This window comes from Sphingomonas sp. BL-S-28 (assembly GCF_055521515.1).
Genome location: NZ_CM145483.1, coordinates 1,005,469 through 1,019,358 on the forward strand (window position 1 = coordinate 1,005,469; position 13,890 = coordinate 1,019,358).

Sequence of the window (13,890 nt, forward strand, 5' to 3'; positions counted from 1 at the left end):
AGGCTCTAGCTATGGAAAATCGCCCGCCTGATTACGAGTTAAGTAGCACTGTGGCGGTCTTGCTTTCTGTGTAGTGAAGGACATCGTCCTCACTCGCTTCCCGCCCCATGCTGCCTCCTTCACGCCGCCCAATGGAGCCGAAGGATCATTCATGCCGTGCGTGTTGACCCAAACAACGCCCGCAATTCAGCCATACGGCGACCTCTTCGACGATCCCCAAAGCCGACCGTCAGTCTTGGCTGACCGTCCGCACCAAACAGGCGTTACGATCGTGGTCGTAGCCAGGGTGCTTTCGACGTTCTGCACATCGGTGCCGGCAAAATTGCTCTTGCCCGTGTTGGCTGCCGCAGCAATATCGCCGTTGGTCGATGCGCTTACGCGGAAGCCGGAACTCTTCGACTTGCCGCCCTGGGTGCCGGCCTCCTGCGCGTAAGCGATGGTGATCGCGCCGTTGGCGGCAAGGCTGAAATAGTTCGCAGCCATGATGCTCGAACCCGTTATCCCGATCGAGCCCAGCTGCCCCTCCCCGGTCGCGACCAGCGCCACGTTGTTACCGGCGATCGAAGAGCCGACCGCGGTTTCGTCATGACTTGTGTTTGCCGAGGAGGATTTGCTGATGCCAAGGCTTACGGTGATGGCACCAAGCTTCGACAAATCACCCATCTTGATGGCGCTCACAGCATCCTTGCCGGTATCGTAGGCATTGACCGCTGCCATGCCGCCGGCAAGCCCGGCCACGGCCGTTACCCGGTCGTTATCGCTGGTCGAGGCGATCTTGGCTGCGTCCACCAGGTTGCCGCCGTTCTGCAGAAGCTGGCTGGATGCACCGATGCTGAGCCCGAAGCTGGAGGACTTGGAGGTCTGGGTCGTATCGGTAACGTCGAGCGCATTGGTGATGTCGATGGATTTACCGGCCAGCAGTACGTCGCCGCCGGACGTCAGGGCGGCCGCGTTGAGGGGAATGTCGTTGCCGGCGCTGAGCTGCAGGTCCGATGGGGCATTGATCGCCGCGTCCGCGACGCGCTCTCGGCGCCATCGAGCTCACCCATATGATCAGCAAAGGTCAGATGATTTGCGCAAACGACGCCCGGAATCCGTCTCTGGCCGATCAGGTCAGCAGCCTCGCTGCATAACATACCCTTTCGAAGATCAAATTCCGGTCGACATCCAAGTTTGCGACAGCCTCCCGGGTCAGTTCTCGGTGAAACTCAACAAATACCTCTCCGTTAGCTGCCCACGAGTTTGCGTTTCTCTTCGTCAAACCAAAGAATTTTGGGGCAGTGAATGTCGTACCAAAAGTTGGTTAGCCGGATATCGTTCTCTTCGCTTATCCCTTCAGGCCAATAGCGGCGAATGTGCTCGATCATGTGAGCGTGGGGAGCGGCCCACACATCGACACCCAAGACTTCGCGCGATCCGTACTCTGCGTCAGCAGGTTCTTCAAGATAGACTTTTTCGTTATCTAATAACCTCTTCAGTAAAAAATAGAAAACCTCCATTTTCTGCTCATAAGATAAATCGAGGCGACTTGGCCACAAGGCACTTATCCAGAGTCCGAAAGCGCCTTCTCGCGCAGATATCCATGCGAAATCTTGGAGTATCAGATTTTCAAAGTCGCTCTTTCTCATCTAAATTTAATTTCCGCTTTCTTGGGCGTTCCAGCGACCGATGCCGGCACATCGATAGTCCACTTTGCTCCAGTCTCACCAGAAGAAGTAGATGTGCTACGCAATGTGAAGTTGCCGTTTGGAGCTTTAATAGTATAGCATCCCCTCTGGAACCACTTGTCCATTTGCCTTCGTATACGCAGAAATAATCTGTAGATCCGGCAGCTTCTGTCCAGCGAGTCCTGTAAAGTACCGCTTTACCTCGGCGTCTGAATCGAACTTACCATGCCCTCTGTTCAAGCACTCGCACTCGATGGGCTGTGATGCACATTGAAGCAGAGCGGTTTATCCGGAACGGGAAAACGGATCGTTTGAAATTTTATGAAACAGCGCAACAGCTTGACTGATCGGAGGAACATAGATCTCTCCTGTCCAACTTTTTTTATTAAAATCATCAGAATCGAATGTTATATTTACAATTGATCCCTCACCCACCCTGCATATAGTATGCAATTTTTCTCCGTCTGGGGATTCAAGATCAATATTATAAATTCCCTTCTCAATGTAAATTATGCTTCTCAAGTATTTTATATTTCCGTTTGGAATATACGTCATTTTCCCCACACTCCACCAGCGACATATTGCTCAATCCAAGCCGAGTTCACGTTGTAGGTGGCGCCTGCTCCCGTGTCTTGGACAAAAAATTGCCCCGGAGACCCTGCGACCGGCGATATTGTCACCATGTGAGCTGGCGCTCCGGGCGCCTGCAAAACGGCACCAAATTCGCCCGAATTGGCCACAGTCAGCGCATCGGCACCACTCGCAAAATAGCCGCCAGTCCAATTGGCGCCAGACTGCGCCCGATTTAAGGCGCACGTAAGCTTGATAAGCTAATAATCGAGTTGAGCGCTTAGCAACCGGTTGGACAGACAGAATCAAAAACGCAGTGATCCCGAAGGCTCCGCGTGCTGCTTCGATAACCGCCCATCGTTTAAAGCCGATCCGCGGATGGTGGGGCAGTGTCACTGCCTAGAAGAAGTGCGAGCCGCTCGATGCGTGATGGCAATTGAATGGCTGCTGTCCCTAGGTTGAAACCCGAAACCGGACGGGCAGCAAACGGCCACAAGCCGTCATTCTCGCTCACTTGAAATTCCGCCCCTTTCCGAACGTGTCGATGTGCAAATCGGGGATCAGAATGTTGCGCGCAGCAGGATGCTTCTCGACCGGGTCGCGCGGATCGGGACCGCCGCCATTCTTCGCTCCATCGCCGCGCCCGAACGGCAGCGAGAACGTGTCGTGAGTACTGCCGCGCTCACGTCCCACACCCGATAGCAGTGGCGTCAGATCGGCCAGCCTCTTTGCGATGACGTGGATCACGTCGCCCTCGCGCTGGACTACGCCCTCGACGCCGAGCATCCGCGCGCCCATGACGATCCGGCGGTTCTCCTCGAACATGCGCGGCCATACGATGAGGTTGGCGATGCCCGTCTCGTCCTCGATCGTGATGAACAGCACGCCCTTGGCGGAGCCGGGACGCTGGCGCACCAGTACGAGACCTGCAAGCGAGATACGGCGCCCATCGCGAATGCTCTCGAGCGAGCGGCAGGGCGCGATCTTCTTGGCGTCGAGGTCCTCTCGGAGAAACGCCACCGGATGGCGCCTGAGCGTCACGCCAACGTGGCCGTAGTCCTCGACCACCTCCCTGCCCTCCGTCATGGCGCGAAGGAGAACGGGCTGCTCGACGATCTCATGGATGAAACCGTCGCCGCGCGCCTCCGCGGCAGCGAAGAGCGGCAATTGCTCATCCCGCAGCGCCTTGATCGCCCAAAGGGCCTCACGCCGCGCCAGCCGAAGCGAGGGGCGAAAGGCATCGGCTTCGGCGAGTTTACCGAGAGCGGCCGCTGGAACATCGGCGCGGCGCCACAGCTCCTCGACGCTCGTGTAATGCTGGTCCGCGCGCGCGGCGACGATACTCGCGGCATCTGCCTCCGCAAGCCCGCGCACCATCCGCATGCCAAGACGCACCGCAAAGAGATCATCTTCGTCACTACTCGCGGTGGGCTCGAGAGTGCAGTCCCAGCGCGAGGCATTGACGCAGACCGGCCGCACCTCGACACCGTGCGCCTTGGCATCCGCCACGATCTGCGCCGGAGCATAGAAGCCCATGGGCTGGGCATTGAGCAGGCTGGCGCAGAACACATCGGGATGCCAGCACTTCAGCCAACAGGACGCATAGGCAATCAGCGCGAAGCTCGCGGCATGGCTCTCGGGAAACCCGTAGCTGCCGAAGCCCTCAAGCTGGCCGAAGGTCTTCTCGGCGAACTCGGCAGTGTAGCCGCGCTCGGTCATGCCGGTGACGAGCTTTTCCTTGAACTTCGAAACGCCGCCGGTGAACTTGAATGTCGCCATCGCGCGGCGCAGCTGGTCGGCCTCGGTCGGGGTAAAGCCCGCGCACTCGATCGCGACGCGCATGGCCTGCTCCTGGAACAGCGGGACACCCAGGGTCTTACCGAGGACCTTTTCGAGTTCGGGCTTGGGGTAATGGACCGGCTCCCTGCCCGCGCGCCGGCGCAGATAGGGATGGACCATATCGCCCTGGATGGGCCCCGGCCGGACGATCGCGACTTCGATGACCAGATCGTAGAACGTGCGCGGCTTGATGTGCGGCAACATCGCCATCTGCGCTCGGCTTTCGATCTGGAAGGCACCGAGCGTATCGGCTGCGCGGATCATGGCATAGGTGCGCGGGTCCTCGGGCGGGATGGAGCTGAGATCCATCTCGATGCCCTTGTGCTGGCTGAGGAAATTGAAGCCGCGTTTCATGGCGGTCAGCATGCCGAGCGCGAGACAATCGACCTTCATGAACTTGAGGATGTCGATATCGTCCTTGTCCCATTCGATGACTTGACGGTCCAGCATTGCCGCCGGCTCGATCGGAACCAGTTCGTCGAGCCGGTCATGCGTGAGCACGAAGCCGCCCGGATGCTGCGACAGGTGCCGGGGTGTGCCGATCAGCTCACGCGCAAGGTCGATCGCGAGCCGCAGCCGGCGATCGCCGAGATTGAGGTTCAATTCCTTGACGTGACGGTCCTCGACGCCGTCCTCGCTCCAGCCCCACATCTGGCCGGACAGCGACTTGATGAGGTCTTCGGAGAGGCCGAGCGCCTTCCCGACATCGCGGATGGCGCCCTTGGCGCGGTAGCGGATGACCGTCGAGCAGAGCGCGGCGTGATTGCGGCCATAAGTCTCGAAGACCCACTGCATGACGATCTCACGCCGCTCGTGCTCGAAGTCGACGTCGATGTCAGGTGGTTCTCTCCGCTCCTGGCTGATGAAGCGTTCGAACAGCAAATCGGAGCGCGCAGGATCGATCGAAGTGATGCCGAGCACATAGCAGACCGCGCTGTTGGCCGCCGAGCCCCTGCCCTGGCAGAGGATTTCACGGCTGCGCGCGAAGCGGACGATCGAATTGACCGTCAGGAAATACGGCGCATAACCAAGCTCGCCGATCAGCGAAAGTTCGTGCCGCAGCAGCCGCGCCACCTCATCCGGGAGGCCCTCGGGATAGCGCTGCTCGGCTGCTTCCCAGGTCAGTTTTTCGAGGCCTTGCTGCGAAGTCAGCCCGGGAATCGCGGTTTCCTCGGGGTATTGATAGCGCAGTTCGTCGAGCGAGAAGCGGCAGCGCTCGGCGATCTCGACGGTGCGCGCCAATGCCGCCTCGTACCGGCCATGGAGCCGGTACATCTCGGCAGGCGGCATGAGGAAACGGTCGGCATTGGTTTCGCGCCGCGCGCCAAGTTCGTCGATCGTGCAACGATGGCGGATACAGGTCATGACCTCCTGCAGCACGCGCCGATGGGGATGATGGTAGAGCACGTCTCCGGTGACGACCGTCGCCACCCCATGCTGTGCAGCCAGATTGGAAAGCGTATGGAGGCGCATCTGGTCGCCGGGCCGACGATGCAGCGTCAGGGCGAGATAGCACCTGCCCGAGAAGATGCGTTCGAAGCGGGCAATTACAGGCTCCGCTTCCTCGATCTCACCCGGAAGTAAAATCGCCAGCAGGCCTCCGGCATGATCCGCGACATCATCCCAGCCGATGAGGCACTTGCCCTTCCCGCCCCGCTGCTTGCCCCGGCTGAGGAGGCGGCAAAGGCGGGCATAGCCTGTCCGGTTCATCGGATAGACGAGAAGCGAGTGCCCTTCGATGAGATCGAGACGGCAGCCGACGATGAGGCGGACACCCGTCGATCGCGCGGCATCGTAGGCGCGCACGATCCCGGCGAGGCTGTTGCGGTCGGTAATGGCGAGCGCCTCAAGCCCAAGCGCCGCCGCCGTGGTGAACAGTTCCTCGCAGCTCGAAGCCCCGCGCAGGAACGAGAAATGCGAGGCGCATTGGAGTTCGGCGTAGCGCATGGCACTTCAGCCCTTCAGCAAGGCTTTCTCAGGCGAGCCCATCCGCAAACAGGGGCAGCGCGGCGCCCGCTTCCTGTTGCTCGAAGCCCGATACCGTCACACCAACGAGGCGTACGCCCTTTTCGGTCGGCAGCACCTGGCGAACGAGTGCGAGGCTTGCTTCGCGCAGCTGCGCATGACTGCGCACGGCCATCGGAAAGGTCTTGCTGCGCGTGATCTGCTGAAAGTCGGCGTATTTGACCTTCACGGTCACCGTCCGTCCAAAGGATTGCGCCCGTTCGCACCAGGTCCACACATCGTCGGCCTGGCCCAGCACGCCTGCCTCGATCTCCGCATCCGCGACCAGATCGCGGTCGAAGGTCGTCTCGCTGCCCGACGACTTGCGTTCCCGGTCCGGATTGACCGGTCGCTCGTCAATGCCACGTGCAATCTGGTAGTACCATTCCGCCGAGCTGCCGAAATGCTCCTGCAGGAAGCTGAGCGTTTTGGCGCGCAGATCGGCGCCGGTCTCGATGCCAAGCGCCTCCATCTTGCTCGCGGTGACCGGGCCTACGCCATAGAAGCGCTTCACCGGCAGGCTCTCTACCCAAGCGGCGCCCGTGTCGGGCGTCACGGCGAACTGGCCGTTGGGCTTCTTCTGGTCGGACGCAAGCTTGGCCAGGAACTTGTTGTAGGAAATGCCGGCGGACGCCGTGAGCCCGGTCTCATCGAGAATCCGTGCGCGAATTTCCTTGGCGGTCAGCCAGGCGGTGGCAATCGCCCGCCGGTTGGCGGTCACATCGAGATAGGCCTCGTCGAGCGAGAGCGGCTGAATGAGATCGGTGTAGTCGGCGAAGATCGCATGAATTTGCCGCGAGACCTCTTTGTAAACGTCGAAACGAGGCGGCACGAAGATGAGGTCAGGGCAACGCCGCTTCGCGGTGACGGAAGGCAGCGCCGAACGCACACCGAACTTTCGCGCCTCGTAGCTCGCCGCTGCCACCACGCCGCGCGCCGCCGGGTAGCCGACGGCAACCGGCTTGTCTTGCAGCGAAGGATCATCGCGCTGTTCGACCGACGCGAAGAAGGCGTCCATGTCGACGTGGATGATCTTTCGCTGCGGAGACTCGGCCATTCCTTGCGGTTAGCACGAATGGAACATTTAGGGAACATTCTGGATATTCGCGCAGTGCCGTATCCAAGCGTCGCGCTTGCGCTCAATTTTATAAAGCGCAATCAGATTGGGTAACACTGGTTGCACTCCTTGCATTTGCTCTAGAGATCGTTCGCCCACATATGCCGGGGGCCTTTCAGGCATCCTCTCCCAAAGACTTTCCAAGCCGGCCCTCGTGGCCGGCTTTTTTTCGTCCTGCACGCTTTGCTGCCTCAATATTCTGGCCGCGAACAGACGGATCAGGCGGCTTCGGATTGCTTTCGTTTTGGAATGCCGGCAACGCCATCTACGAGCCAGGCCGCCAGTCGCCAGAACACTTCGAGTCCGGCTATAACGGCTAAAGCGGCACCGAGCGTATCCAGAATCCGCTCCCGCCAAATATCATACGACTGCTTCTCTGCGATCACGGCAGCCTGTCGATCGACGTCGGAGGTTGGATCGAAACCGGCTGCCATTCCTTGGGCATACCGCGTGGCATCGGGGCTGTCCTTGGGCCAGCCGGTCCACCCGCTCCCCTCCTCGCTGACGGGGATCAGCATTTCGCCTTGATCTGATACGCGCGATTTCAAACACAGCCGCGCAAGAATGGGGATTCCGCCCGCCATGCGCTGGATGTCCTCGAATTCACTTGTTCCAGGATGCCTACTGCTAAGTGAGGCGGGTTCGGCCTCGCAGTCCATATGCTCGTCGATCTGCCAGGGGCTGTTCGGGCCATCGATCGCGAAGCCGACAACCACGTCGGGCTGGAAGTTGACGAGAACCGTCGCTGCAACACCCGCCGCGCCAAATTGCAGCAAACGTACGACACGAGAACCCCACTTGTACCACCTAGCTTGCATGTTCCCCCCAAAAAAACGCCTGATCCGCCGCGCCCGATTGTCGTACGCGGTACAACATACGACCTAAAACAAAACGAAAAACTGCTGCTATCTCAAAGCAATCCCCCCATCGAGGATTGCTTACTGCAGGGCATTATTCGTTTGATTTCGGCCTTTCCCCCGCGTTTTTCAGGCAAAGATTCCATGCAGGAACCAGTCCTGCCCGCCGGTGGCGGCGTCCATGCCGTCGCCCTGCCGAAAGACCCAGTAGCGTGCGCCTGTCTCGTCCTCGACGAGGAAATAGTCGCGCACGCTTAGCCATTCCGCCTCGCTCAAATGCCATTCGCCATAAATGCGCTCGGGCCCGTCGGCTCGCTTCACACGCCGACGCACGCCGCGCCACACGAAATGAACCGGCGGATGGTCGGGCAAAAGCGCCATCGTCTCGATCGCCTCGGGCCTTGCGAAAAGGCGTGCCGGGCGCGGCCAGCGCTCGGGCCAGCGGAGCAACGTCGGATCCGACATCGGTGCGATACGCATGACCGAGCGCTCGGGGATATGGCTCTCGCGCGCGGCGACGCGGAACAGTCGCTCCTCGCCGACCCGATTGCCGAGGATATCGACGAGCGCCGAGACATCGGGAACGGGCTTGTCGCCGAGGCTCGACATGGTCCGAAGACCCAGCGGCTCGATCACCGGTGCAGCCAGCACCATGCGTTCGATACCAAAGCCTGGGTCGACGGTCTCGATTCTGTCGCAGAGCAGCCGGGCTAGCTGCTTCTTCTCCCGGCTCGCCTTGGCAAGACCGGCGCGGATGGCCTGGACGGCATTATCGACGCGGTGGAAACGAAGATCGAGCCGGCGCGCACCGAGCCCTGCCTCCTCCAACAATTCGCATAACGTATCGACCAGCTTGCGGGTGTAGCGCGCGATCGTCTCCGGGGCGCCGATCGGCTCGGCAAAGCGGCGCTCGACTTCGATCTGTTTCGGCGCCTCGACCGGTTCGAAAGGTTCCGACAGCCTCCCAAAGATCTGGTCGAGCCGCCGGCCGGGATCGGAACCGAACCGCAAGGCGAGCGAGGCGCGCGGCATTGCCTCCAATTCCGCGATCACCTCAATACCCAGCGCGGCCAGGTTCTCGATTGTCTTGGCCTCCAATCGAAGGGCCGCAAGCGGTAGCCGCGCGACAGCTTCGACAAGGTCTGCCGGATCGACAATGCCAAGTCCTTCAGGGCACAACATCTCGCCGCCGAAGCGGGCAAGCGCATGCGCAGCCCCGTAGGTCGGCGCGCAGACGGCGCGCGCGGCGGTCTCGACTTCGGCGAGCCGGCGCAGCATGTCGGCGAGCAGCCCTCTGGCCCCGCCATGGCTATGGGTTGCTCCGGTCACATCGAGCATCAAGCCTTCGGGCGGATCGAGTGCAATGAGAGGCGAGTATTTGCGCAGCGACCAGACCGCCAAACGCTCCAGCGCCTTCTCATCAGCTTGAGGGTCGGCATCCATAAGCAGCAAATCGGGCACCAGCGCCTGCGCCTGGGTTACCGCCATGCCTACGTGGAGGCCGAGAGCGCGGGCCGGCGCGCTCACCGCAGTCAACACGCGGCGGCGCCCTTCCACACCTGCCAGGACCAGCGGCGCGTCAGGCGGCGGTGCTTGTCGCCCAAGTCTGCGCCGCAGCCGGTCGATCGGCCAGGTCGGCAGGAAGAGCGAGACGACCTGTCGCATCGCAGGATTCCAGAAGAAAATCGGCGCTCTCGCCAGCCCGGCACCGGATGAGCTCGACGAACCATCGCGGCCGCCCGACGCCGGGGACCGGCAAGGCCTCGGACGGGACCGCCGTCACCCGCCAGCGCGTCGCAGCCGCTGTCGGCTGCCCGAAATCGGCCGCATCCTCGCGCCTACGCCAACGGCGCAGCGCGATCCCGATCGCGCCGCTGTTTTCCGCAGCCAGCAGCAGGCGGCGAGATACCGGCATCGAGAGCCGTGACACCTCGGCAACCACACCGCCGAGCCCGCCATGGCGCAGTCCCTCCTCGAAGCAGGCCAGCACCGAAGTCTCATCCTGCGCTTCAAGATAGATGACACGGTCGGGATCGAGCCCGGCCTGGGCGATGGCCGGTGCGAAGAGATCGGCCTTGGTCATGCACCAGAGAATCTTGCCTTCGGCGCGTGCCATGATCCCGGCAGCGAACAGTGCAGCCGCCGCGCCGTCGGTCACGCCCTGGGCGCCGCCGGCCACTTCATGCAGTGAACCCAGCGCAAGCCCTCCGCCGGGTAGCTTGGCATCGAGCGCTTCAAGACCGAAGGGCAATACCTCGCGCGCGCGCCTGTCCCCGCCTTCGATCTCGGCGATCCGGGCGCGCAGGGTATCAATGCGAGATGGTGACCCTCGCTCCGTCATGAAGGGCCTCCTTGTGGCTCTGCGATGGAAATTTCGTTCTTATTTTGTTCCATTTCATCTAAGAGTCAACGCCGCGCCTTGAACATCGCAACGCGCGGGCAGGAAAGGGCCCGGAATTCAGATAAAAAGGTTGAGCAAATTTGGGCCTCGTCGATACCCGCTGCTTCCCGTGCCGGACAGAGCGGGCAGTGGCGGCTAGCGGGCGAGCGAATCAGCCTGCGCCCGCCCTCAGAAGCGTTGCTCACCCTTTGTTGTACCTGCCTGCGGGCGTAGTATGGTTTTGAAAGGATGCTCCCATCTGCAACCTCTATCGCTTGACCACCCCTGCTAGCGCCATCGCCGCGCTTTTCGACACCGAGCCGTCGAGCGGGGCCAATTATCTCGAGGTGGTGGCACCGACGGACCCCGGCTTGGTAATTTCCCAAAGCCAAGTCCGGGCGATGGCCTGGGGCTTCCCGCGTACCGATCCAAGCAAATTGACCGGCGAGATGCTGAAGCCTCACCCCATCTACAATGCGCGTGCGGACAAGATCGGATCGAGGTTCTGGCGCGGGAGCTTTGCGCGGCGTCGCTGCCTCGTTCCACTAAACGCCTGGGCCGAACCGGAAGGAAAAAAAGGAAAGATGACCCGGACCTGGTTCTCGGTACCCGGCGAGGAGATTTTTGCAGTCGCGGGCATCTGGCGGCGTAGCGACGAATGGGGGCACGTTTTCTCGATGATGACGGTTCCCGCGCACGAATCCATGCTGGATCTCAACGACCGCATGCCAGTGATCCTGCGCCGCGAAAACTGGAAGACCTGGACCGACGGCTCGCCAACCGCCGCTCACGGACTTTGCAATCCATGGGAGCGGGAATTGCTGCGTGAGCCATCCGACGAGCCATGGTCCGACAAGTCTCAAATGGACAAGCCGCCGGCACCCTCACCGCAGTTGTCCTTGCCGCTGTAGCCGAAAATCAGGCGATCAGACGCACCAACCAGGGAAGCGCAAGCGCTGCCGCCAGGAGACCAGCTTCGATATATGTCTTCAATGGAAACGGTCCCGCCGTTCGGACGTCGGGCGAAAACCCTCCGCCCATAACGCGTTGATGAGGGCCTGCCCCGCCCTTTCGATGGCCTGCGTGTTTCCGGCAATATTCACGGCCTGCCGATAGCGTTGTGCTGTACGTTCGCTTTTCATGGAGGGCATGTAGAACGCCCGTCAGCAAGCGCGACCGCTGATGCATCCGGATTGGCGGCGCTTTGCATAAGCAACGCCCGCAAAAGTTGCCCGCCAACAAGCCCCGATCAAGAAATTTCCGGCCCGGAACGTCCACGTCCAAACTGCCAGTTGATACCGGCCTCGCGCATGATCCCGCCGGCCTGCTGCCCAAGCTGCTTCTCGAGTACGGGCCGCCATGGAACCAGGGTGAATTCGTGGCTGCGCTCGATGAGCGCGAAGCGCCCCGAAATACCATCTATCCTGCGGCTCACCTTGCCTTCGATCCAGTCGCCGGTCTTGGCCTCCGAGAACTCCTTCCCCAGCTCCCCGGAAAGGCGCTCGGCGATCCGGAGCAATTCGCGCCGCTGAAGCAACGCCAGGGTATGCTGCCGCAATCTGACGCCGCTCGGTGAAACATCGGCCAGATCCTGCTCGACCAGCCACTGCCGTCGCTGATCCAGGCCCGTGCGCACTTCGCGTCCGAACCCTGCATCGCGTATTGCCAGTCCTGACGGCGAGGCGAGTTCACGATCCAGCCATGTTGCCGCTTCCATGCCGGACATTCGCTCCACCGAGCCCGAGCCCAGGACCTCGACTGCAACAGGCCGGGAAGCGACATCTCGCTGCTCGAAGCGTTCTGCGACTTCGAGATGTTCGGACGAAATACGCCAGCTTCCATCGGCCTCACGGGTAACATCGGAGCGCGCTCGTCGCATCGCTTCAAGCCTGCGCACGTGGGTCTCGGCGAAAGCCTGGGTGACGGAGCAGTCGTAGCGTAAATGCCGCGCGATCGAATACCGCCCCTCGTTCGCCTGCGACACCTCCAGAACATTGCGATCGATATCCCGAACCTCCGCTATTCGCGGGATCACCCGTACCACCGCATCGCGTGGCAACGGCTCAACGGCCGTCGAGGGTCCAATGTCGATGTAGTGCGAACGTCCATCGATGCCGTCGACCAGCAGGAAATGACGATCGTGATGCTCGTCCGCCAGCCCGCGACAAATGACCCTGCCGACAAGCGGCCCAATGTCCGGCGCATAGATGCGCTGGTCCTGTCGCTCCAGTCTGGCGCGCGTGACCTCGCGCTGCATCAGGCGGATGATGTCGCCGCGCTCCCCCATAGCCCTAAGCGTTTCATCGAGCCTATCGGCAAGCTGCCATCGCCCGTCCCCCAGTTCGCTGGCAAGATCCATGCGCTTCAAAGCCTGCAGGCGTCCCGTCTCCAGTGCCTGGAAAAACGGATCGCGATCATGCGGCGAGACGCACCGATCGGCATCCATCCGTCCGATGAGCCGGCGGTCCAAGCCAGTGAAGCGCTCCTGCTCCATTTCCTGACGCAGCCGCGCCTCGATTTCGTGGCCTGCGCGCGGCCCGAGATCGAGCGACATGAGATCAACGGCGCGCTCACGGAAACCATGGGCAATATAATCGCGCGCAATGACGAGGTCCTTGCCTCGATCGTCGATCCCACGAAGCACGATATGCGTGTGTGGATGGCCGGTGTTGTGGTGATCGACAGCAACCCATTCCAGCCTGGTTCCAAGGTCCTCCTCGACCTGGTTCATGAGCCGGCGAATATAGGGCTTAAGGTCCCCATACTGGTCGCCGTCCTCGGCCGAGACGATGAACCGGAATTGGTGCCGGTCGTCCTTCGAGCGTGTGAGGAATTCGGCGCCGTCCATGCGGTCGTTGTCGGGGCCATAAAGCACTCCCTGTTCGCCCTCCCTGGTGACGCCGTCACGCTGGATGTAATGGAGGTGGGCTTTGAGGGCGCTGGCGCTACCGCTGCGAACTTTCACCAGCCTCGTCTTCACGACAACGCGGCGGGCCCGGTATCCCCCCAGTCGATCCCGCCCCGCAAGCGCGCGCCCGAGCGCCGCACCCCGACCGATACGGCTACCAACGAACTTGCCGCCCTTCTTCCCGGTGCCGATCAGCCCCGCTGCGACGGCAACGCGGGTCGCGTATTTGATCGCTTTCCTGCCGCCCTTTCTTGCGACCGCATCGCGCTGCCGCCCAAGGCGCGGCTCGAAATCGTCGTCGAAATCCATGCAAAGCCTCCCGAAAAGGCATGTCTCGCTACAGTCTCGTCACCGACCCTACAGTCTCGCAGAAAAACGATGTGCAGACAGAAACTTAAGCGTGTCACGAGACACGCCTTCAATCTTGTCGTCCGCCACTTTTCCGCCTCCCCCCTCCCCGCAACCAAATCCGACCCCTCCCATCCAACCCAGTTGCCAGACGCCAATGATTCACCGGCAAATCGATGGGGCAGCACCGTCCGGCACTG

The 13,890-nt window shown here is 61.4% G+C and carries 10 protein-coding genes and 1 pseudogene; 2 read left to right on the top strand and 9 right to left on the bottom strand.

Annotated features, from left to right (window positions below):
- Window positions 1-186: 186 nt before the first annotated feature.
- Window positions 187-1,005, bottom strand: a complete 819-nt coding sequence (locus ACZ1JC_RS04305) for a hemagglutinin repeat-containing protein (RefSeq protein ID WP_465140299.1) — start codon at window positions 1,003-1,005, stop codon at window positions 187-189.
- Window positions 1,006-1,025: 20 nt separating this feature from the next.
- On the opposite strand from ACZ1JC_RS04305, the pseudogene ACZ1JC_RS04310 reads away from it, so the two are divergent.
- Window positions 1,026-1,133, top strand: a pseudogene (locus ACZ1JC_RS04310) (IS6 family transposase); the annotation flags it as partial.
- 93 nt (window positions 1,134-1,226) lie between these two features.
- Here the strand turns inward: ACZ1JC_RS04310 and ACZ1JC_RS04315 are convergent.
- The 7 genes from ACZ1JC_RS04315 to ACZ1JC_RS04345 form a co-directional block, all read right to left on the bottom strand.
- The gene (locus ACZ1JC_RS04315; RefSeq protein ID WP_465139148.1) at window positions 1,227-1,628 is read right to left on the bottom strand and encodes a hypothetical protein; all 402 of its coding nucleotides are present in this window, start codon (window positions 1,626-1,628) and stop codon (window positions 1,227-1,229) included.
- Between the two features lie 324 nt (window positions 1,629-1,952).
- Window positions 1,953-2,222 carry a hypothetical protein gene (locus tag ACZ1JC_RS04320; RefSeq protein ID WP_465139147.1) on the bottom strand — a complete coding sequence of 90 codons (270 nt, stop codon included), beginning with the start codon at window positions 2,220-2,222 and terminating at the stop codon, window positions 1,953-1,955.
- Between the two features lie 525 nt (window positions 2,223-2,747).
- Window positions 2,748-6,023 carry an error-prone DNA polymerase gene (locus ACZ1JC_RS04325; RefSeq protein WP_465139146.1) on the bottom strand — a complete coding sequence of 1,092 codons (3,276 nt, stop codon included), beginning with the start codon at window positions 6,021-6,023 and terminating at the stop codon, window positions 2,748-2,750.
- A gap of 28 nt (window positions 6,024-6,051) precedes the next feature.
- A complete protein-coding gene (gene dinB, locus ACZ1JC_RS04330) occupies window positions 6,052-7,137 on the bottom strand; it encodes a DNA polymerase IV (protein WP_465139145.1) in 1,086 nt (361 codons plus the stop codon).
- Window positions 7,138-7,415: 278 nt separating this feature from the next.
- Complete coding sequence (locus ACZ1JC_RS04335) at window positions 7,416-8,015, bottom strand: hypothetical protein (protein WP_465139144.1); 600 nt, start codon at window positions 8,013-8,015, stop codon at window positions 7,416-7,418.
- Window positions 8,016-8,183: 168 nt separating this feature from the next.
- Window positions 8,184-9,719: a Y-family DNA polymerase gene (locus ACZ1JC_RS04340; protein WP_465139143.1), complete on the bottom strand. Its 1,536-nt coding sequence runs from the start codon at window positions 9,717-9,719 to the stop codon at window positions 8,184-8,186.
- Complete coding sequence (locus ACZ1JC_RS04345) at window positions 9,634-10,395, bottom strand: ImuA family protein (protein WP_465139142.1); 762 nt, start codon at window positions 10,393-10,395, stop codon at window positions 9,634-9,636. Before ACZ1JC_RS04345 ends, ACZ1JC_RS04340 begins: the two co-directional genes overlap by 86 nt.
- A 296-nt stretch (window positions 10,396-10,691) precedes the next feature.
- Here ACZ1JC_RS04345 and ACZ1JC_RS04350 point away from each other — a divergent pair, with 296 nt between their 5' ends.
- The gene (locus ACZ1JC_RS04350) at window positions 10,692-11,345 is read left to right on the top strand and encodes an SOS response-associated peptidase (protein ID WP_465140298.1); all 654 of its coding nucleotides are present in this window, start codon (window positions 10,692-10,694) and stop codon (window positions 11,343-11,345) included.
- 338 nt (window positions 11,346-11,683) lie between these two features.
- On the opposite strand, the gene rlxS is transcribed toward ACZ1JC_RS04350, so the two are convergent.
- Entirely contained in the window at window positions 11,684-13,651 is a 1,968-nt protein-coding gene (gene rlxS / locus ACZ1JC_RS04355; RefSeq protein WP_465139141.1) for a relaxase/mobilization nuclease RlxS, read from the bottom strand.
- Window positions 13,652-13,890 lie beyond the last annotated feature (239 nt).

Coding starts and splice junctions, on each gene's coding strand:
- ACZ1JC_RS04315 (WP_465139148.1), bottom strand. CDS start 1,628: ATGAGAAAGAGCGACTTTGAAAATCTGATACTCCAAGATTTCGCATGG.
- ACZ1JC_RS04320 (WP_465139147.1), bottom strand. CDS start 2,222: ATGACGTATATTCCAAACGGAAATATAAAATACTTGAGAAGCATAATT.
- ACZ1JC_RS04325 (WP_465139146.1), bottom strand. CDS start 6,023: ATGCGCTACGCCGAACTCCAATGCGCCTCGCATTTCTCGTTCCTGCGC.
- dinB (WP_465139145.1), bottom strand. CDS start 7,137: ATGGCCGAGTCTCCGCAGCGAAAGATCATCCACGTCGACATGGACGCC.
- ACZ1JC_RS04335 (WP_465139144.1), bottom strand. CDS start 8,015: ATGCAAGCTAGGTGGTACAAGTGGGGTTCTCGTGTCGTACGTTTGCTG.
- ACZ1JC_RS04340 (WP_465139143.1), bottom strand. CDS start 9,719: ATGCGACAGGTCGTCTCGCTCTTCCTGCCGACCTGGCCGATCGACCGG.
- ACZ1JC_RS04345 (WP_465139142.1), bottom strand. CDS start 10,395: ATGACGGAGCGAGGGTCACCATCTCGCATTGATACCCTGCGCGCCCGG.
- rlxS (WP_465139141.1), bottom strand. CDS start 13,651: ATGGATTTCGACGACGATTTCGAGCCGCGCCTTGGGCGGCAGCGCGAT.